Genomic DNA, 20,335 nt, shown 5'->3' on the forward strand with positions numbered 1-20,335 from the left:
AGTGGGTAAGCCAACCGGTGACGCGCTTCTCTAGTCCGCCGATCAACTGGAATCGATCGCTGCCAACCAAAGTCGGTGCGGCAGTGTTTTTAAGTGTTTTGGGGGGCTGGTTTCTGTGGGCGAGTTGGGAGCCGTTTCCCTTGGCCAAGGTGGCGAGCTGGGCCTTGGCTGTCAGTCTTTTAACGGGAATGACTGCGGCTTGGATTTGTAGTCGGGCCTTGGACTCCATCCGCCTTGCTTGGGTGCTGTTGAGCTGTTTAGATCAGGAGTCTTCTTTTACGGGGGGCTTGGCGGCGAAGGTCAGCGCCCTGACGCAATTGGACGATCAGGATGATTGTGCGCAGTTTGTGCGGCTCACCAGTCGCTTGCTGGTGCGGTATGGTGATCGATTGCAGTTTTTGGAGCGACAACGATTAGCCCTGGAAAGTTGGCTCCATGAACATCGCGATCGACTGATTTTGATGGAAGCGGAACAGGAAAAATTGCAAGTGGCCCTCGCCCAGGCCCAAGACCGAATTCGACAGTTGGAAGGCGTTGATCTGGAAACGGGTTTGGCGAATCATCATCGCTTTTATGAAGCGTTGCAGCACACTTGGCAACAGGCGCTGCGATCGGAACAGGTGCTATCGATTGTGGCCTGCGAGGTTGATCATTTGGCGGATTGGGTAAATCTCCAAGGCGAGGCCTTTGGTCAACAAACGATCCACAATCTGGCAACGGTCTTAAAACAACAGGTGCAGCGCAGTTCCGATGTGGTTGGCCGCGATCGGGGCGATCGATTCTTGATTCTGCTGCCCAACACCGACTCGATCGGCGCTTTGGCCGTCGCGGAATCGATTCGCCATCAGTTCAATCGCTGCACGACTCAGCAGGCCATGACTCCCACGGCTCACCATTGGCCAAGCCACTACGATGAGGCTCCGGCTTCTCCTTGGGCTGCCGGTTCATCTTTGCATCTGGATATGGATTTTTCCCCAACGAGCGATCGGCCCCGGAACAACTCCAACACCGCCAATGACCGGGTTCATGCTGGGCAAGAGGCATCCAGACCGATCAATACCAACATTAATGTTGGCAATGTCGGCATCGATGCCAGCGCAGATTTAGCCGATGCGTTCTTGGTCACTGGTTCTGAGGCTGCAATGGCTGCTGAAGTGGCCCCTGAAGTCTCTTCCGAAGTCCCTGCCGGAACGCCAATGGATCGCTCCCCGTCCGCCCAGGAGCCGATCCCAATCGCTGGCGGAGAAGTGACCCTATCCTTAGGCATTGGCACGTTGGTGCCTGACCTCCAGCAACTGCCCGATGCGGCCGTGCGATCGGCTTTGCGGGCCCTTGAACGGGCCCGTCGGCATGGGGGGAATTGCGTTGAGATGGACGGGCTGGAATATTAACCCGGTTGTTGGTTGTGTTGGCTGATTGTATTGGCTGGTTTTGTTGCCTGGTTGTATTAGCTGGTTTCGTTCGTTGATTCTGTCTGCTGATTTTTGGCGGGGTTGGTTGGTCTCGGTCTGGCTCTGTTGATCCCTTGGTATAGATTGGGGTAATCGATGGATTGGAGTAATCAGCAGTTAAGTTATGGCTACGATCGCATAGTTCAGATGGTGTGTTAGCAGTGAATCGCAATTGGTGGATCGCAGGCACGGTCGCGTTTAGCTTAGGTCTTGGCATTGGGGTTGTGACCGATCGCCAATGGCAAAAGGCCCTCGGTCTCGGAGCCATTGCCCTGTCCGGTGCAGCGGCGATCACCGCCTTAACGCCCGATCGCTCCCGATCGCAGTCCGAACCCTGGGATCCTCGCCTCAGGGAAACCATCTCCCCCGAATATGCCAACTGGTTACCCAGCGATCGCCGCCCACCAACCATCAACCCGCCCCTCAGCAGCGACCTCGCCAGCGCCTTGCGTGTGGAGGTCGATCGCCTCGAACGAGAACTAGAACAATCCCTCACCCGTAAGCAGCAACTCGAAGCCGTGATTGGTGTGCTGCGCAAGGAAAAAGAAGCAATTCAGTCCCAAATTGATGAAGGCAGCGGCCGAACGCAGAAGGTCTATCGCGTTTTGGCTGATTTGGAAACCCAGCGCCAGCAACTCGAAGACAAAATTGTTCAGCATCAAACTCAATTAGCCAATCTTGACAGTCGCAAGGCAAGCATGGAGCGCGACCTAACTCAGGTCGATCGACTGCGCGCCGAAACAATTGCCCTAGAACAAGAGGCCCAAGAGCGCCAAGCCAACCTCAGTAACCTCCGCCAGCGAGAACAAACCCTCCTCAACAACTGCACCAGCCTTGAGGCCCAAGCAGCCGAACTCAGCGAGCGCACGGCCACCCTCACGCGATCGCTCGCTGACACCATGCGAGAACAGCAGAGCGTAGAAATGACCCTGCAACAGCAGCAAGCGGCCCTCGAACAAATTCGCACCCAAGCCGATGCCCATCACCGGCGGCGCTACGAACTTCGCCAACAGATCGAAACCCTGCAACAGCAATACGACGGACTGCCCTCCACCGTCGCTAAACTACAGGCAGAGCACGATCGACTCGTGGCCCTCTGTCGCGATCGGCAAGTGGAATTAAACCAAATTCACGAAAATATGGCCCAAGCTCGTGCTCAGCAGCAAGCAATCCAAGCCGAGTTACAGCGCGATCGCCAAGCACTCCTGCGGGTCAACCACAAAAAACAACAGGAAACCAACTCCTTGCGGCTGTGGCTCAGTTTTCTTCTCAAAGACCTGTCCGCTAACGAGCCACCAGCACCCAAGCACCGCCGCGCCCCCCGCAAGCCCAACGCCTAGTGGCAAGTCAGGTAAACTCGCTTAAAAATTGGACTATAACTGCTGAACTCACGGCTCAAACCAGCGAACCCATGAACCAAACTTGAGCTTGGCATTGAATTAATGTTGTTAATATTGATCTGCCATTGATCTTAAATTGTTTTATTTTGAGTTCGTTTTGAATTTATTTTGATTGTTTACGAATATTGCTCCAGATCCGCTGCCAACCCCCTTGACTAGTATTTGATCAAAAAGAAATGAGCATTTTTTTGATTACAAAGGAAGCAACAGCAAAACTCAAAGAGGTTTATAACCGCAATCCTCTCTTTCTCTTAGAACACATTTTTGTTGTTTTCTTTCTCATTCGCTACTCCCTTGGCATTCTAGAGGTTATTTTAACCAATGGAGCCAGTGAAGGTGATGGGCAAGATATCTTATCTTTTAATTATAAACCGAGCGTGGCGCTCTATTTTTTGAACTACATCGTCACCAATATTTTATTAATTATGCGATGGAAAAAAGTCATTGTGATGCTAATGGCAGCTCCCACAGTGGTTTTTCTCATTGCTATGTTTCCCATTTCGTTTCTCTGGTCGATCGAGCCGTCTAAGACCCTTAATGCCTCGATCGCCATGATTGGCACCTTTCAATTTGGTCTTTATCTCGCCACTCGCTACTCCCTCAGGGATCAAGTGCGCATCTTGGGAGTTATGTTTGGCATTTCCCAAGTGCTCTGTTTCGTCTTTGGTGTTGCCCTCCGTAAATATGGCGTGATGGGCGCAGTTCATGCCGGCAAATGGCGCGGCATCTATTCCCACAAAAATCAACTGGGTAAAATGATGGCCCTCGCTTCCGGAGTCTTTGTGCTGCTTGGTATTTCCGAAACCTATCGACGATATCGCTATTTAGCTTGGTCTGGCCTCCTCACTGCCTTTGTTCTTATTCAACTCTCTGGCTCCAAAAGTCCCTTTATTAATATTGGATTGCTGATTGGCATGAGCGCATTTGGCCAGATTTTTCGCCTACCACACAAATGGATGGTTCGCTGCCTAATCTGGTCAGCCGTCATTGGAATTAATTTATTTTTTTATTGGGATGACATCGTAATTAATATCCTGGGCGCGTTAGGTAAGGATGCTAGCCTAACAGGTAGAACAGATGTTTGGGAATTTGTGATCGATCGAATCAAGGATCGACCAATCCTGGGTTATGGCTTTGGCACATTCTGGAATGGCTTAGATGGGAAATCAGCCTATGTTGTTCGCGCAGTTCGGTGGCCCGTTCCTGATGCCCATAATGGATTTTTGGAAATATGTATTGATTTAGGTCTTGTGGGCTTAGCAGTTTACGTTTGGGTTGTTTTTCAAACAATTGTCAAAACCATAGCGCTCATGCGTGCCACTAAAAATAACGAATATATTTGGGTTCTGATGTTCTTTACCTACAGCACCGTTGCTAATCTTTCGGAAAGCTCCTTGCTGTTTCGTAATTCCTTGCCAAGTGTCATCTTTGCTGCTGTCTCCTTCACAGTGGCAGCAAACTATTATCAACAATTTAAAGTTAACCCCTCGAATTTTTCCACTCAGATTCCGGAACAACCCTTGCCCGAGACCGCTGAGTTCTTGTCGGATGAGTCAAGAGTTGGAATTGAGTATAAGTCCAATTCTTGACTACGAGAAAAACTGAAGGTACTTTAAGGAAATTCAAAATACTTACTTGCAAGCAAATTCTTTAAGAAAAATTCACTTTTTACAATTTACAAATTCTTCTTGATCAAAAATAAAAATTCCTCGAAAATTCTCAAAAAATTCTACAAAGCTAAATACAAATCAATTTCGGCAATGCAGTATAATAATAGCGAAAATCTTTGGCTTACAATGGGTGTTTGAAACATAACCCGAGAAGTTGCTTGAACATTACTTCAGGCTTACAAAACTTCAATCTTGAAAATAGAACAATTTATCTCATGATTGAGAAACTTTTTCTTGATTTACTTTTTCCTGATTCAAATAAAATCAATCAGAATAATTGTTCAGTGCCTTGTTTTCAACTGTCCTGTTTTTAAAAGAACCCTTTGAGTCAGTATTTCGCTTGAAGATGCTCAAAAATCGATAACCTAGCTCTGCCTTCAACACCAGTCATCCCATGCAAATCGATAATTCTCAAAATCTGTCTTCCTTTGCAATCATTACGCCAAGCTATGATCAAGATTTCCAACGCTGTCAACTTCTCTGCAAAAGTATATCGCGATTTGTTCAACCACCTTTCAAGCATTACATTGTTGTAGAAAAGCGGGATCTAAAACTGTTTTCACAACTCAAAAATCAACACACAGAAATTATTATTGTTCAAGATCTGCTCCCTTTTTGGCTTTTTAGGCTACCCAAAATCCGAAAAACCTGGTTCAGCCTAAAAGGAGTTCCAGTGCGTAGCTGGATTATGCAGCAAATTTCCAAAATTGCACTTTCTAGAGTCATTGATGAAGAAATTTCAGTATTTTTGGACTCGGATGAAATGTTTATCCGAGACTTTGGCATTTCGAACCTGGTCAAAAATAACCAAGTTCGATTCTATGCTGAGCCAGAGGGAAATCCGATCGGAATGGATACGCCGCATCAACATTGGCATCAATCGGCTAGCCGGTTATTGGGTTTAACAGCAACACCCATGCCAGCTCCCGACTACATTGCTGATGTGATCACGTGGAAACGAGAAAATGTAACAGCGATGTGTCGTCACATTGAACGAATTTATCATCAATCATGGTTCGAGGCAGTTTCAAAAACCTGGCATTTTTCTGAATACACACTCTATGGAACCTATATTGACCGGGTGCTTCAAGACCGAAGCAGTCATTACTGGGATCCAACCAAAATTCTCAATTCCTATTACGATCCCAATGTGATGACCGAAGAAGAGTTGCGCAACTTTGTTAACTCAACTCGACCTGAGCATGTTGCCATCATGATTTCTGCTAAGGCTAAAATAGCAGTTGATCGATACGCGAGCTTGTTAGAGCTTGAATAGACTGGTTGCTAAGGGTGTGCATGTGTAGTCGATCGCTCTTCATGATGGATGGAGGGTAACTTTTGAGCGAGTCGAAGAAGCCAGCATACGATCAAAAACCCTCGGGCTACTTTCAATGATCCGGTTCCTGGCCACAAATCTTGGTAAAGGATGAAAATTTGGCCAGGTTTGTGGGGGCCCGCTGACCAACTCCTTGGTCAGCAGTGATGTTCTTGATCCTGAGACCGCCAAAACTAGCTGACTATTTGGGGCATCCCCCTTGTTCTGTTTTTGATCAATATAAACGGGCAATAGTTCCATGAATGTTGCATTGATCGGCTGTGGATTTGTTGCTGATTATTATGTGCGAACCCTCGAAAATCATCCTTCATTAAAAATTCTGGGCGTAATGGATCGAGATTCAGCACGCACAGAGCATTTTTCTCAATTTCATAAACTTCCTAAGTACCCCAGTTTGGAAGCGGTGTTGGCAGATGAGCGCGTGCAAATTGTCATCAACCTAACCAATCCTCGCAGTCACTACGAAGTTTCCAAAGCAGCTTTGTTGGCGGGCAAACATGTTTACTCGGAAAAACCGCTGGGGATGACTTTTGAAGAGGCCAAAGAACTGGTTGAACTAGCGGAATCTAAGCAACTGGAAATTTCCGGTGCGCCTTGCAGCCTTTTGGGCGAAACGGCACAAACGATTTGGAAAGCTTTGCGCGAGCAAGCGGTTGGCCAAGTCAGCTTGGTTTATGCAGAAATGGACGATGGGTTTGTGCCTGCGATGGCTTACCAAACCTGGCTGAGTGAATCGGGAATACCGTGGCCCTACAAAGATGAATTTGAAGTGGGTTGCACGTTGGAACATGCGGGCTATTACTTAACTTGGTTACCTGCTTTCTTTGGGTCGGCTGTTAGCGTTACTGCCTTTGCGGATTGTACGATTCCCAATAAGGGTGTTGATCATCTAGATCCACCCAATACGCCGGATTTTTCAGTTGCCTGTATTAAGTTTGCCTCGGGAGTTGTGGCTCGCTTGACCTGTAGTATTGTGGCTTCCCATGATCACGAATTACGAATTTTTGGAGATCAGGGGGTGATGTATACGGAAGATTGTTGGTTTTATCGATCGCCCGTTTATATTAAACGTCGTCTACGAATTCGTCGCAAAACGATCGAGGGGCCGCTCGCGCAACGTTACCCATTGGTGGGGCCAGTCACCAAGCGTCAAAAGTATCGGGGCGCTCAACAAATGGATTTTGCGCGGGGAATTGCCGACTTAGCCGAGGCAATTGAAAATAAGCGATCACCCAGGTTATCAGGACGCTATTCATTGCATGTGAATGAAATGGTCTTGGCTATTCACTACGCGACGGCTCAAGGATGTACCTATCAAATGCAAACCAATTGCCCGGTGGTGGAACCGTTGCCTTGGGCACTTTGATCGTGAGGCTTCGATTCAACGAGTCATCATCGCAAAATGAGGGATCACGGGCGGTTTAGGGGCGATTGGTGAGTGCGACTGATTGAGTGCGACTGATTGAGTGTGGCTAATTGAAGGTGATCAATTAAATTTTCATGAAAGTTTCCATCTGTGTTGCCACCTATAAACGACAAGATTTACTGCATCAACTGATCTTGAGCTTGCAGGCACTCAAGTTTGAGCAAATTGCAACTCCTGAAATTGAAATCATTGTGGTTGACAATGATGCAAATGGGTCGGCGCGTGAAACCTTGTCCACTTGGCAAGAAAGCTCCCGCTGGCCAATTCGCTACGATGTTGAAATGCGATCGGGTGTGACCTATGCCAGAAATCGCACCATTCAAAATGCGGCTGAAGATAGTGACTTCATCGCCATCATTGATGATGATGAACAAGCTTGCCCCTCTTGGCTAGAAGCGCTTTTGACTGCGCAAGCGCAATTTCAAGCAGATATTGTGGGCGGGCCAATCTTGCCCGTGTTTCAATCCAATCAAGTGCCTAACTGGATTCATCAGGGACAATTCTTTGCGCCTCCTGCCTATAAAACAGGTCAGAACTTGCATGTGGCTTTCACGAACAATGTGTTGCTCCCTGCGCCGTATCTGAAGCAAATACCCTGTGTTTTTGATGAGCGATTTGCGGTGGGAGGTGGAGAAGATACGCACCTATTTATGCGGCTCCATCAAGCGGGCTTAAAAATTGTTTGGTCAGCAGAGGCGATCGCCTATGAATCGATTCCGGCTAGTCGAACCACGTTTCAATGGTTGTTACGGCGTAACTATTGGGGTTGGAGCATTTACAGCTTGGTTGAAAAAGAACTCTACCCACAGCCCAAGATATTTCTAGTTCGGCTCTGCAAGGGACTTGCGTTAATGATTTTGGGAATTCTGGCGCTAATTCCTGGATTATTGCGAGGAAAGCATCATTTATATCGAGCTTGTATCCGAACGGCGCAGGGAGCGGGCACAATTATGGGATTACTGGGACGCAGAACCACTTGGGTTTAGCGATCATCTAAGCTCAGCTTAATAAAGTTTAGTGAGGGATTGTTGATGCTGCTAAAACCTGAGAGCTAACTCAGGATTTCAGTCAAAACTGAATCTGTAAATCCCTCAATGTAGATATCCTCAAAGTTGAATGCATGATTGATAAATATTGATAAGCTTAGGTGAACGAAGTTCGATGAATAAAAAATTTCTGAGGTTCCAGTGTCTTGGGAATTTGCAAAGCGTGCTGAAGCACCAGCCCAAAATCTGTTGAAAATTGGAGAGGTGCGATCGCGCAGTGGCTGCTCCATTCAAACGATTCGCTACTACGAAAGTTTGGGACTGATCCAAGCGATCGATCGAACGGCTGGCGGGTTTCGGTTGTTTGCACCGTCCACGCTCGATCGCTTGGCCTTTGTGAAGCAGGCCCAATCTTTGGGCATGAGTTTGCAAGATATCAGTGAGCTGCTGACGGTTTATGACAGTGGTAATGCTCCCTGTTCAACGGTGAAGCATAAGCTGCGGGATAAGTTGGCAGATTTGGATCGCCGCATTCAATCGCTTCAGCGGCTGCGAGATGAGTTGCAATCCCTGTTGGCGGTGGCGGATGACTTGGAACAATCCCCGGGCAATATTTGTCCGATTGTGGAGCGAGCAAGTCAGCTTCATCAGGCGATGGAGGGTGCTGCTTTGGAGGCGGAGACTGCGGCTACTCAGGGTTCAACGATCGCCCAGTCATCAATCGCCCAGTCATCAATCGCCCAGTCAACCCCGCCGCCGTCTGCTGCTGCCGGTTGCTGTGCGAATCGATCGCCAAGCCCTGGCACTAAACCTTGAAGCCGATCGCGCCCTCTAAAATCTTCAGAATTGCCCGTTGCAAGCTGCCGCCAGAATGGCGCAAAAGTCATGCCCAGTCTTACTCGTGTTGCTAACCGTGCTGCTATTGGTTGGGCCGTTGGTTTAGGGCTGGGGTTGGGGTTGCCGGTGGCAATTGCGCCCGAGGCGATCGCCCGGGAAGGGCCGCCCAAGGCCGAGCCGGTGCAAATGTCCGTGTCGCCAGCTGTGGAAACTTCGGCTTCGGAGGCTGCGGCGGCAGCCGTCACCAGCGGCAGCGATGCACTGTCCGATCAACCCTTGGGGGATCCGGTGGCCGTGGAACTGGAGCCAACCCGAATCTTTCGACGGACGGGCTGCTTTGGCGATCAACCCATGGCCACCGATCAGGAAATTCGCCAACAGGGCCTGACTCCGCCTAGCCTCTGGCTCACGCGGGATTTGCTGGGGGGAAAAATTGTCGATCGCTGGACGATCCACCGGGGTGATGAGCAATTGCCGCCTTGGGTGGAAGTGACGTTTAATTTGCAACCTTGGAATAATTTGGAATACCCGCGCCAATATGCCTACCTGAATGAATTTGGGCGAGTGGCCAGGGAATATGGCTTTAATGTGCGAGTTTGCAATGGCTCGGGCGATGCGTTGGCGGCCCAGTTCTGTGACTGGTCACAAATGCGGGCGGGGGTCACTTGTCCAATTTATCTGCCGGGGGGATTTTCGGCGCGGGCACGATCGCGACTGTTTTAGCAGGGTCGGTGGGTTTGGCATCAAGGCCGCCCAGGCCAATGCGCGATCGCCACTCGTCTCGCAGTTGGTGCAGGACGGTTCCCGGCTCCACAAAATCCAGCAAGTCTTTAGCGAGGGTGTCGGGGCCGTCATCTCCCCAAGTGCAGCCCGCTTCGAGGGAACTGCGGGTGGTTTTGGCGATCGCTAAGCTGCCAAAGGCCGCCGCCGCCGCCTGCACCAGGGCCGCCCCCAGGTAGCCGCTGAAGCCGTCGCTGCCCGCTTGGAGCGATCGCCCGTCATTCCCACCCAAGAAGCCGCCCCCCACCTCTCCAAGCAGCATGGCTCCCAAGCTGACCAAGCCCGTTTTCCAAAACGACTGCCAAGCCGATCGCACCAGGGGCAGGCCATAGAGCCGCGACAGCGATCGCACCAAAAACCAATCCACCAACACCGCCGCGATCGCATCCAATAGCACAAAGGGACTGAGGGCCACGATTACGGCCTTCACTTGAATGAATCGCCAAGTTTGGGCCTCCGCATCGTCGCGCAGGTGGGTGAGGGTTTTTTGGGCGATGGTTTGCTGGGCAGTGCGGGCCTGCATCAGGGCATTCAGGGCCAGCAGGGCTTCTCCTTCCCGATCGATGGTGGCCAAAATGGCCGATCGCAAGGCCTCAATCTCCGGTGGGGGCGACTCCCAACCATAGGTCACCCGGCCATCGGGCCATTCTTCCCGCACTTGAATCGGGGCCGGTTCCGCCGCCGCCAGCACAATTTCATCCACGGGCAAGAACGGATCCCAGCGACGTTCAGCAGGATTGTTGGGCCGGTGGGTGGGTGGGGGCTGACCGGCCGCTTCCAACTGCATGAGCGATCGCAGCCGCTCCACAATCGCCGGCCGCTCCGTTTCGGGAAACAAATCAATTTTGTTGAAAACCAAAATCAGGGGCTTATGGGCCTGGCGCAAGGTTCGCAAGGCCGCATATTCCACCTGGGTTAAGTCGCCAGCGGTGATGAATAGGATCAAGTCCGATCGCTCGGCTACTTCCCGCGAGAGTTCAGCGCGGCTTTCTCCGTCAATTTCATCCAGCCCCGGTGTGTCAATGAATTCCACCTCGATCGGGCGATCGCGCCCGGGAGGATGCCACCGCACCGATCGGGGCAAGCGCGTCAGGCCATTCAGGGGCCCCGTTTCCAACAGGTGTTCCCCCAACAGGGCATTCAAAACGGCGGACTTGCCCCGGCTAACCAAGCCAAAGGCCGCAATCCGCACCACGAATCGATCGAGCTTGTCGAGGGCCCCCGCTAACCGATCCAAATCCGGCTGAATCAGGGCATTCCACCGTTGTGAATCGCGAGTACCCAACTGCTCGATCGCCCGTCGCAAGCTCGATCGGACGCGCTCAAATTGTTCCGACTGGGGCGCGTTCAAGGCTGTGAACTCATCCAAATCAAACTAGTCGCCCCCATTGTAGAAGCGAGGCGATCGTCTCGTTGCATTGGCTCCCGAAAATCCAGCTAGCAGGCGCAGATCGGGTCATTCCTGCCATCAGCACCACGGCCATAGGGCAACTCCTTAGGGAATCGGAGTTTAAGGAATTTAAGGAATCGGAGTTTTTAGAAAATCATGCGCTTTGAACGATTCAGCGGCGAATTCGCTAACACAACTAATTCAACTGAGAAACGAACGGGAGCAATAGGGTCGTGAAGTAATACACCAGGGGAGCCGTGAAAATGTAGCTGTCGGCGCGATCGAGAATGCCGCCATGGCCCGGAATCAAATTCCCGGAATCTTTGACCCCCGCATCTCGCTTCATCAGGGACTCAATCAAATCTCCCAGCAGACTGGAAACACCCACCAGCAGCCCCAACAAAGGCCCCGTGATGAACCACAGGGGCCAATGGCAATAGGCCGCGCCCAGAGTTCCCACCAGTGCGCTGCCCAGCGTGCCGGCCAAAGAGCCTTCCACGGTTTTCTTGGGGCTGATGTCTGAGAGGCGGGTTTTGCCCACCCATTTGCCCATGATGTAGGCCCCAATATCGGCCGCCCAAATGCAGCAAAAGGCCAGAATCGTCACCGTCAGGGCCTCGGGCCAGGCGGCCGGGTTCCAAGATTCGGGCCAGAACCCATTCAGCGGCAACCGGGCCACGGCTCCATCGTCCAAGGCCAGCCCCGCCCCGACCCGCAGCCGCACCCAATAACTGGGCAAATAGCCACAGTAAAACAGGCCCATCACCGAGCTGGACAGATCGGCGATCGAGGCCATTTTGGGCATAAACAGCAAATAGAAACAAACCAGGGTGCTGGCGATCGGGACGATCGCATCGGCCACGGACGGCATCCAGGCCGAGGCGGCCACAATTGCCAAACAAGCAATGGTGACGGTTTTCACGGCGGGAACTGCCCCTTTGGCCTGCACCAGGGCGAAATATTCACCCAAACCCAGGTAGACCAACAGGCCAAACCCCGCCGTGAAATACCAGCCACCTAACACCAGCATGGTGAGGGCGATCGAGATTCCCACCACGGCACTGAAAATCCGCCGCCAGGGCCACCCTGCTAATCGATCGCCCCAACTGCGGCCGGCATTGCCCTGGGCCGCTTTTGGCAAAGCAGACTTGATTGCAGCGGAACTTGATTCACTCAAAGACATGGGACGCAACCAGCACGAGGACAGCAAGGGCGAGCGCAGCGACCAAGAACTGCGACACAGGGTTAAGGAAACGGGGAACCGAGGTTAAGTTGGCCTTAATTAAGGATAAGGCAGTGCGCCTCGGTGTTGTGTGCCGTAGCCAACTAGGGCGATCGCGCTAAATCCGTCCCTATTTCAGGTTTAGGCTGGGTGCTGGGCCTAATTGCGGCTGGCATGGCCATAGTCAATGCGGGCCCCGGCCCAAAGCAATTTCTCGCGCAGGGTGCGGTAGTAGGAATAGTTTTCCCGCAGGATCACAAACTTGGCCACGCAATCCGCCATCCGCACATCAATCCGCTGGCCGGGCCAAAGGGAAGCCCCAAAAACACCATCCGTCCAAACTTTGGTGGCCAGCTCGTAATCCCCCAAGGGCCAAATGCTGACCACACAGCGGGGAGGCAACACGATCGGGCGGCTAGACAAACTGAGGGGGCAAATGGGGGTAACGGTGATGGCATCCAGGCCAGAATGGAGAATGGGCCCGTTGGCGGAAACGGTATAGCAGGTGGAACCGGTGGGAGTGGCCACAATTAGCCCGTCGCCGTGGTAGCGATCGACGATTTCGCCATCGATTTCCACTTCCAGCATGGTGGTCATCAGGCGATCGTTGGAAATGGGCTTCACGCAAATTTCGTTCAGGGCCAGGAAGGTTTCCCCCACCGGTTCCGTCCCCTTGTAGCTGCCATCTTCCATCGCGGCGAGGGTTTTCCCTTCAAAAACCTGCCCTTGCAACATCATCCGTTGTTGAACGGCGAAGCGATCGCTCTGGAGCCGTTCCCACACCGCTTGGGAGTTTTCAAACAGCTCAAAGGGTTCCGTTAAAAACCCCAAGTGCCCTCCCACGTTCACGGCCAAAATGGGCACTTGTTCCGGGGCCAGGTGTCGAGCAGCGGCCAACACCGTGCCATCCCCCCCCAAGACAATCGCCAGGTCGATCGGCTGGGTGACCGAAGCCAAAAACACCGGGTAGGGATTGTCCTTGGGGCCGCTGGGGCCCACGAGCGATCGCGTGCCTAGGGCATCCAGTTCCCGTGAGCAACGCTCTGCCCAGCCTTGGCTGCGAGAGTCTCCGGCTTTATAGATGATGATGACTTGTTTCAGATTCATGGCAAAGGGGGAATGATTCGGTGCAGGTCAGGGCGATCGGCCAAGAGAACGCAGAACAAGACGAGAACTTGGCCCTTGCACCATGTCTCTCTTGCACCATTTCTTTTTGTAGCGTTTCTGGCCAATGCGGAATGCTCGAATCGCACCACCATGCCACCGCAATTCAACCGTTGCGATCGGCCCCCATAATTTGGCTGCTGGCTGAGTTGCTGGCTAAGTTAGCTGCTGAATTAGCTGTTGGGTTCAGCCCTTGGTTGATTAGCCCTTTGATTAGCCCTTGATGAGTCTCTGATTCGCCCCGATCGGGATCAAGCCTGCTGAATCCAAACCGATACCGATCCCCCGGCACAGCGGAACTCACCCCAGCCCCACTCGTTGGTGTAAACCAGTTCCTTCACATGATCCGTTAGGTCATAGAACGTGGCGTTCGATTGCCCCGTTTCCATCCAAAGGCTGCTGGGGCCGCCGTTGCTCAACACCACCGCCATGCTCAGGGGATGGGTGGCATCGCCTAACCGAGTCCAGCCGATCGTGTTGCTGCCGGAGAAGTAGTCATACTGCGGCCCCCAACCAAAGCGCCGACGGGCATACAGAAACTTATCCAACAGCCAATTGTGTTTGGACAGCGAAACGGTGTGTTGATGGCCATCCCGTCCCCGATCGGTATATTCCGTGCCGTAATAGTCCCCGTAGAACACACAGGGATAGCCCTCCCGCCGCAGCAAAATGATCGCGTAGGCAAGGGGTTTAAACCAAGCCTCCACAGGCGATTCCAGGGCTTGCAGAGGTTGGCTGTTGTGGTTGTCCACAAAGGTGACGGCCAAAGTGGGCTGCTGTTGCATCAGGGTGCGATCGAGAATGGTACGCAGGTCATAGGCGCTGCCCGATCGACTGGCCTGGTGGAAGTTGTAGTGCAACGGCACGTCAAACAGCGACATCCGCCCCTCCGTGGCCGCCAAATACCGATGCAGGGCCTCCACGTCGTTTTCCCAATATTCCCCCACCGCAAACAGCTTTCGATGGGGACAGTGACGGCGCACCGCATCGAGCCACTCATTGAAAAAGCTCGATCGAATGTGTTTCACCGCATCCAACCGAAACCCATCCGTGCCCAGGGTGTCTTGGATCCATTGGCCCCAATGCACCAGCTCCTGGCGCACCTCCGGGTGATTCGTATCCAAATCGCAAGCCATCAAAAAGTCATAGTCGCCATAGCGATGGCTCATTTCCGACTCAAAAGTTTTGGGACTGAGGCGATAAGTGGCGCGATCGTCCGGATCGTTGGCATTGTGGTTCACCGAATCAAAACAGCGGGCATCCCACTTCATGGCCGAGTAGCGATCGCCCCGACCGGGAAAGGTGAACTTCGACCAAATGCTAATTTCCCGGGCCGCTCCCAACTCCCAATTGCGGTTATCGCTGGCGACGGGCGTGGCCCACACCGTTTCCGTGGCATCGCCCCCGTTTTTGTGATTAAACACCGTGTCCAAATAAACCTGCAAACCCGCTGCCCGCGAAGCTTTCACGGCCGCGATCAGCTCTTCTTTGGTGCCATATTTGGTGCGAATAGTGCCTTTTTGGTCAAACTCGCCTAAATCAAACAGGTCATAGGTGCCGTAGCCCACATCAGAACTGCTGGTGCCCTTATAAACCGGCGGTAACCAAAGGGCTGTGATCCCTTTTGCGGCCAACTCCCGAGCTTGATCCTGCACCTGACCCCAAAGGGAGCCATCGGCGGGGCAGTACCACTCGAAGTACTGCATGATGACACCGTTTGTTTCTACCATGACCGTTCTCTCCGCTTCCTGGGCTGGCCCTTATCCATGACTGTAGGCCGATCGCCCAGAACTCAGCCCGGTAGTTTGCACAAACTTAAACTCTTTCAGAAAGGGGGCTATTGAACGGATTGGTCGCGATGGCGTTGAGGGGGATGGTGGTGGGTTGGGTGTCGGCAAGCGGTTACGAGAAAGTGCCAGCAACCTAGCTGACGGCAGCCACAGCCTGGGAGAGGGCCGGGCTGGGAATGTCTTGATGAATCGGGATTTCGATGTGAAATGCCGTGCCACGCCCCACCTGCGAATCAAACCAGAGCCGGCCTCGATGGGTTTGATGAATGACTTGGTGACTGATTGAAAGCCCCAAACCTGTACCTTTGCCCACGGGTTTTGAAGTCACAAAGGAATTGAAAACCTGCCCCTGCAAATGTTCAGGAATGCCACTGCCGTTATCGGCGATCGTGATCCGAATCAGCCGTCCTTCACAGAGGCGCGTTTGAATCCGAATAATGCCAGGATTTTCCCGAATTTCATCAAAAGTCCAACCGGATTGAGATTCCTCGATCGCGTCGATCGCATTGCTCAAAAGGTTCATGAACACCTGATTCAGGGGCCCTAAACAACATTCCACCAAGGGCAAATCCGCATATTCTCGCAACACCTGAATTTCCGGCCGCTCGCTGGAAGCCTTAATGCGATGGTTCAAGATAATTAAGGTGCTGTCGAGGCCCTCATGGATATTGGTGACCTGAAAATCGTTGTCATTAGCTCGCGAGAAGGATCGGAGCGATCGCACGATATCTCGTACACGCTCGGATCCCAACCGCATCGATCGCACCATTTGGGTCAAATCATCTAACAGAAAATCAGGATCAACTTCCTCCAACACCTCTTGCAACTCTTCTGGCACTTCGGGAAAGTAATGTTGATAGCTGCGAATAATGCGGCCCAAATCCTGAACATAATGGCCCAGGTGTTCCACGTTGCCGGAAATAAAGCTAATGGGATTATTAATTTCGTGGGCTACCCCTGCCAACATTTGCCCAACCGCTGCCATTTTTTCGCTTTGAATCACCTGAAGTTGGGTATCTTTCAGTTGATTCAGGGTGTTTTGCAAAGAGCTAAGCGAGGTTTCCAATTGCCGATACATGGATTGGAAAGCATCTTGCAAAATATCAATCTCATCGAGTCCCAGGGTGGGATCGATCGAAGTAGCAGGCTTGGTTGCCAAGGTTGCGGTGGGGTCGATCGCCCCCACCTTGTCCGCTCCTGCGCCGGGAAAGGGCGGCGCGGCGCTGGCTAAGGTAGCCATCGGGGCGATCGATTCGGGCGATCGCGCCGACTCCGGCCCCTTGGGATTGCTGGGGATGCCACCTGCCGGGGGCGATGTTTCCTCTTCATTGGTAATTCCGCTGGAAAGCAGCGCCATTTGGCTGCTGTGAACCAGTTCCCGGCAGCCATCAATCATGGGCTTCAAGCGCTGATTCAACCGGTGTACGAAAAACCAAATGCTGCCCAGCAGCACCAAACTGGCCACCAAGCTGGTTCCCAAGGCCGTTTGGAAAATGGGGGCAAACAGTCGGCGGCGCGGCACTACTGCCACCATCATCCAGTCCGTTCCCGCGATCGGGCGATAGGCCAAAAACTCAGCGGGAGTTGTCCGAAAACCCAACCGAGATTGGCGAATTTTGGGCCAAATTCGTTCCAAGGAGGGAATTTTCTGGTAGCTCGATAGGCCCGTGGCCCGCTGCGGATCCGGTGGATAGGCCAGCAGTTCCCCCTCATAACTCAGCAGCACGAAATAGCCGTCCTGTCCCAGCACCGGCCGCGCCAGACGTTCACTGAGATTGGTGATGTCAATATCAACTACCGTGGATCCCACCTTGTGGCGATCGCGACTGCGCACCGGACTCAGCAGCGTCACCAGCACCTGTTGATTCCAGCGGTAGGGCTTGAGCCACCGTGGCTCCGCCGCACTTGCCTCCTTGGGAGACACCAGGCGAGCTTCCGAAGGGGTCAGCCGCTCCGTCAGGGATTCGGCGCGATCGAGTTGGGCCAAGCGATCGGGGGTTGAAGGCGTGGCTGTGGGCGATGGAGTGGAAGGGGGAATGCCATCGCGGATCAACACATAGGGCGGAGCCAGCCGCTTATGGATCATGCTTGGCTCCGAAAAAGCAGTTTTCGGTTCCGACACTGTGGATCGGGGGCTAGCGGGCGTGGGCCGCGATCGCCCCAGTTCCGAAACCCGGTTTACCAACCGCGGCGGCACGATCGAATAATACGGATCGAACTGCTCCCGGCCCTTCAGCAGGGCAAACGGTTCCTGTTGCAACCCCAAGCCCGCCACCAGAGGCGGCCGGTTTTTCAAAAATTCCAAAATAATCTGTTCACAGCTTTGGGCGATCGCCGCCTCATCCTGGCCCAGTCGGCTGACCTCATAGACAGCAACCCCGAACCCATCCGCAAATTCTTCCACCTGCTTCAGATCGCTTTCGAGGCCTTGCACCTCAATCCTCAGGGTTTTTTGAATCTCATCAACCGTCTGATCCTTCAGCAGGTTGTAAGTAATCCCGGTCATGATGCCCAGCGTTGACAAAATGCCCAGCATCGTCCACAAGAGCATCTGAGCACCAATGGAAGAAAGCCTCGTGGCCTTCAGAATCAGTAGCAGTTCAAAGACGCGATGTCTCATGTGTTGACATCCTCCCTGTCCTAAAGGAGCGTGGATTCCGGCCCTAGGCAAACAACCGAAGTTGCTCGACTAGACCACGGGTTGACGCTTCATCGGCTGCTACCAGCGAACTGGATTTACGCTGGCCTCCACGTCCGTTTTGAGTCTCGGACTGCCCGCCCGCGACTTGGATATTGATGGCCGCATTCACATCGCGATCATGAATTACCCCGCAGTGCATACACTTCCACTCGCGAACATCAAGGGGTTTCTTGCCACCCAATTGGCCACAAGATGAACAACGCTGACTGGTTGGCTCCCATCGGCTAATCACCTGGAAATCCCGCCCATAGCGAATTGCTTTTCCCTCGATCATTTGACGGAAGCTGTACCAGCCAGCATCCGAAATTGCCCGCGCCAACTTGCGATTTTTCACCATGCCCGACACATTCAAATCTTCCAGAACGATCGCTTGGTTCTCGCGAACGATTCGGGTTGATAACTTGTGCAGGAAGTCGGTTCGTTGATCCTTGATGCGGGCGTGAATTCGGGCCACCTTGCGGCGGGCTAGATATCGGCGCTTGCTGCCCTTAACCTTGCGGCTGAGGGATTTTTGAGCACGGCGCAATCGCTTGAGGGATTTGGCTAGAGGCTTGGGACTTAGTACCTTTTCACCCGTGGACAGAGTGGCAAAGGTGGTCAATCCTAAGTCGATGCCAACTCCATTTTTGATAGCCTTCAGAGCGATCGGATCCACTTCACAGACAAACGATGCAAAGTAGTGATCGGCTGCATCCTTGATGATCGTCACTGATGATGGATCCGATGGCAGTTCTCTTGACCACTTGACTCGAACACAACCAATCTTGGCTAAGTAAACCGAGTTGGGTTTAACCGAAAAACCGTTAGTTGTGAATCGAATGGATTGAGTTGAGTGTTTCTTTTTAAACTTCGGAAACCCAATCTTGCGGCCTTTCCGTTCACCCTTCAAGCTTTTGAAGAAATTACGAAAAGCCAGATGGGCATCTTGCAAGGATTGAACTAACGGCACAGATGCAACTTCCGATAGCCATTCACGTTCAACGGTTAGCTTGGCTTGGGTAATCACCCGTTTCTGAATTTCAGTATCGCTAACTTTCTCCCCTTGCTGGTAGAGGTCTTGACGCAACCGAATTGCATCGTTGTAGACCACACGAGCGCAACCGAACGTCTTCGCCAGCATTAATCTTTGCAGGCGATTGGGATAAATTCGGTAGCGAAATCGTGCTCTCATAACTAACATTATAAGTGGGGTTGATCGAAAAGGCCGCCCTAGAAGGGCGGGGCTTGTACCCTTTCTTTTGGTCAATGACATGACCATCACTGCAAAACCAGGTAATCTCGGGGTGCGATGGCATTACAACGCCTCGGCTCTCTCAACAACTACATATTTCCTATATCTCAATCAAACTTTGCAGATTCAGGAGACTTCAGAACTTTCTGACCCATTTCATCCTAATGACCTCATCCCAATGACGGACTTTTGATGAAATTTCGGCTAAATTTACCCCAAAAAATGCATCTTTGGCGACAATTTGCGACAAAACAGATCATTGGCAACTGAATAATAAACCCAATGATTTAGGTTTTTCCTCGATTGCCATTGTAGAGGGTGACGCAATGATGGTCAGGACAGAAATTGCCTAATGCTAATTCGCCAAGGCCTTTCTTCAAATCGACTAAAACCAAAAAGAATTATTGAGAAATGATTACGTTTTTGAACCATCTCTTAAATTAATCATTTTTGAAATTAGTCTTTTTTGAAATTATTGGTTCACTCTGAATTTACTCCTAAATTTACTCCTCATCAAACTTCCTCAAGATTGACGAATTGATCCCGAGGACTGGTGCAATTGACTGTTGCCTGAAAACCACCGAGTTAGGGCATTAGCTAAACGGTCTGGAATGCACCCATGGGGAGTAGAAAGGCCAATTTGATTTATCCAAAATTCCCCTTAGCTTAGGAGATCACCTGGCCTGATCTTGTATTCAAGACTACCGTATTCCGATGATGATGCTTGGGATTCGCGCCCCAGGTTTCACAAGGTCTTGCGCAAAGGATGCCTGAAAAGCCAGAGTTGGCAGCGAGAAAACGGACTACCTTTGCTGAGTCAACTTCGCTGATTCAACATTAGACCTCTTGCACGAATAGAATAGTGGTGTGGAAAGTCGCTGTCACCACCATCGAGAGATGCTCTACGAAAGCCTCGCCTCGCTACCCCCATCACAGTTCCGCCGTGCCTGT

The 20,335-nt window shown here is 52.0% G+C and carries 14 protein-coding genes; 8 read left to right on the plus strand and 6 right to left on the minus strand.

What is annotated here, in order from left to right; genetic code table 11:
- Positions 1-17 precede the first annotated feature (17 nt).
- The 8 genes from H6G52_RS16800 (at position 18) to H6G52_RS16835 (ending at position 9,829) form a co-directional block, all read left to right on the plus strand.
- On the plus strand, positions 18-1,391 hold the full coding sequence (locus H6G52_RS16800) for a GGDEF domain-containing protein (protein WP_190529826.1): 1,374 nt from the start codon (positions 18-20) through the stop codon (positions 1,389-1,391).
- A gap of 221 nt (positions 1,392-1,612) precedes the next feature.
- Complete coding sequence (locus H6G52_RS16805) at positions 1,613-2,791, plus strand: hypothetical protein (protein ID WP_190529828.1); 1,179 nt, start codon at positions 1,613-1,615, stop codon at positions 2,789-2,791.
- Between the two features lie 236 nt (positions 2,792-3,027).
- Positions 3,028-4,440, plus strand: coding sequence for an O-antigen ligase (locus H6G52_RS16810; RefSeq protein ID WP_190529830.1), 1,413 nt, complete (start codon positions 3,028-3,030; stop codon positions 4,438-4,440).
- A gap of 475 nt (positions 4,441-4,915) precedes the next feature.
- The gene (locus H6G52_RS16815) at positions 4,916-5,797 is read left to right on the plus strand and encodes a DUF6492 family protein (protein ID WP_190529832.1); all 882 of its coding nucleotides are present in this window, start codon (positions 4,916-4,918) and stop codon (positions 5,795-5,797) included.
- A 298-nt stretch (positions 5,798-6,095) separates the two neighbouring features.
- Positions 6,096-7,223 carry a Gfo/Idh/MocA family protein gene (locus tag H6G52_RS16820; RefSeq protein ID WP_190529834.1) on the plus strand — a complete coding sequence of 376 codons (1,128 nt, stop codon included), beginning with the start codon at positions 6,096-6,098 and terminating at the stop codon, positions 7,221-7,223.
- Between the two features lie 134 nt (positions 7,224-7,357).
- Entirely contained in the window at positions 7,358-8,269 is a 912-nt protein-coding gene (locus H6G52_RS16825) for a glycosyltransferase family 2 protein (RefSeq protein WP_190529836.1), read from the plus strand.
- Between the two features lie 201 nt (positions 8,270-8,470).
- Entirely contained in the window at positions 8,471-9,085 is a 615-nt protein-coding gene (locus H6G52_RS16830; RefSeq protein WP_190529838.1) for a MerR family DNA-binding protein, read from the plus strand.
- Between the two features lie 69 nt (positions 9,086-9,154).
- Positions 9,155-9,829, plus strand: coding sequence for a hypothetical protein (locus tag H6G52_RS16835; RefSeq protein WP_099533776.1), 675 nt, complete (start codon positions 9,155-9,157; stop codon positions 9,827-9,829).
- On the opposite strand, the gene H6G52_RS16840 is transcribed toward H6G52_RS16835, so the two are convergent.
- The 6 genes from H6G52_RS16840 to H6G52_RS16865 all read right to left on the minus strand — a co-directional run bounded on the left by H6G52_RS16840 (position 9,768) and on the right by H6G52_RS16865 (position 19,324).
- Positions 9,768-11,237 carry a DUF697 domain-containing protein gene (locus H6G52_RS16840; protein WP_190529840.1) on the minus strand — a complete coding sequence of 490 codons (1,470 nt, stop codon included), beginning with the start codon at positions 11,235-11,237 and terminating at the stop codon, positions 9,768-9,770. The genes H6G52_RS16835 and H6G52_RS16840 overlap by 62 nt on opposite strands.
- A 235-nt stretch (positions 11,238-11,472) precedes the next feature.
- Positions 11,473-12,459 (minus strand): phosphatidate cytidylyltransferase, encoded by a 987-nt coding sequence (locus H6G52_RS16845; RefSeq protein ID WP_190529842.1) that lies wholly within the window; start codon positions 12,457-12,459, stop codon positions 11,473-11,475.
- Positions 12,460-12,657: 198 nt separating this feature from the next.
- Positions 12,658-13,605, minus strand: a complete 948-nt coding sequence (locus H6G52_RS16850) for an NAD(+) kinase (RefSeq protein ID WP_190355921.1) — start codon at positions 13,603-13,605, stop codon at positions 12,658-12,660.
- A 308-nt stretch (positions 13,606-13,913) separates the two neighbouring features.
- On the minus strand, positions 13,914-15,392 hold the full coding sequence (locus H6G52_RS16855; protein WP_190529844.1) for an alpha-amylase: 1,479 nt from the start codon (positions 15,390-15,392) through the stop codon (positions 13,914-13,916).
- Positions 15,393-15,585: 193 nt separating this feature from the next.
- Positions 15,586-18,072 carry an ATP-binding protein gene (locus tag H6G52_RS16860; protein WP_190529846.1) on the minus strand — a complete coding sequence of 829 codons (2,487 nt, stop codon included), beginning with the start codon at positions 18,070-18,072 and terminating at the stop codon, positions 15,586-15,588.
- Positions 18,073-18,115: 43 nt separating this feature from the next.
- A complete protein-coding gene (locus H6G52_RS16865) occupies positions 18,116-19,324 on the minus strand; it encodes an RNA-guided endonuclease TnpB family protein (protein WP_190529852.1) in 1,209 nt (402 codons plus the stop codon).
- Between the last annotated feature and the right edge of the window lie 1,011 nt (positions 19,325-20,335).

This window comes from Limnothrix sp. FACHB-881 (assembly GCF_014698135.1).
In the GTDB taxonomy this organism is placed as follows: Bacteria; Cyanobacteriota; Cyanobacteriia; order CACIAM-69d; family CACIAM-69d; genus CACIAM-69d.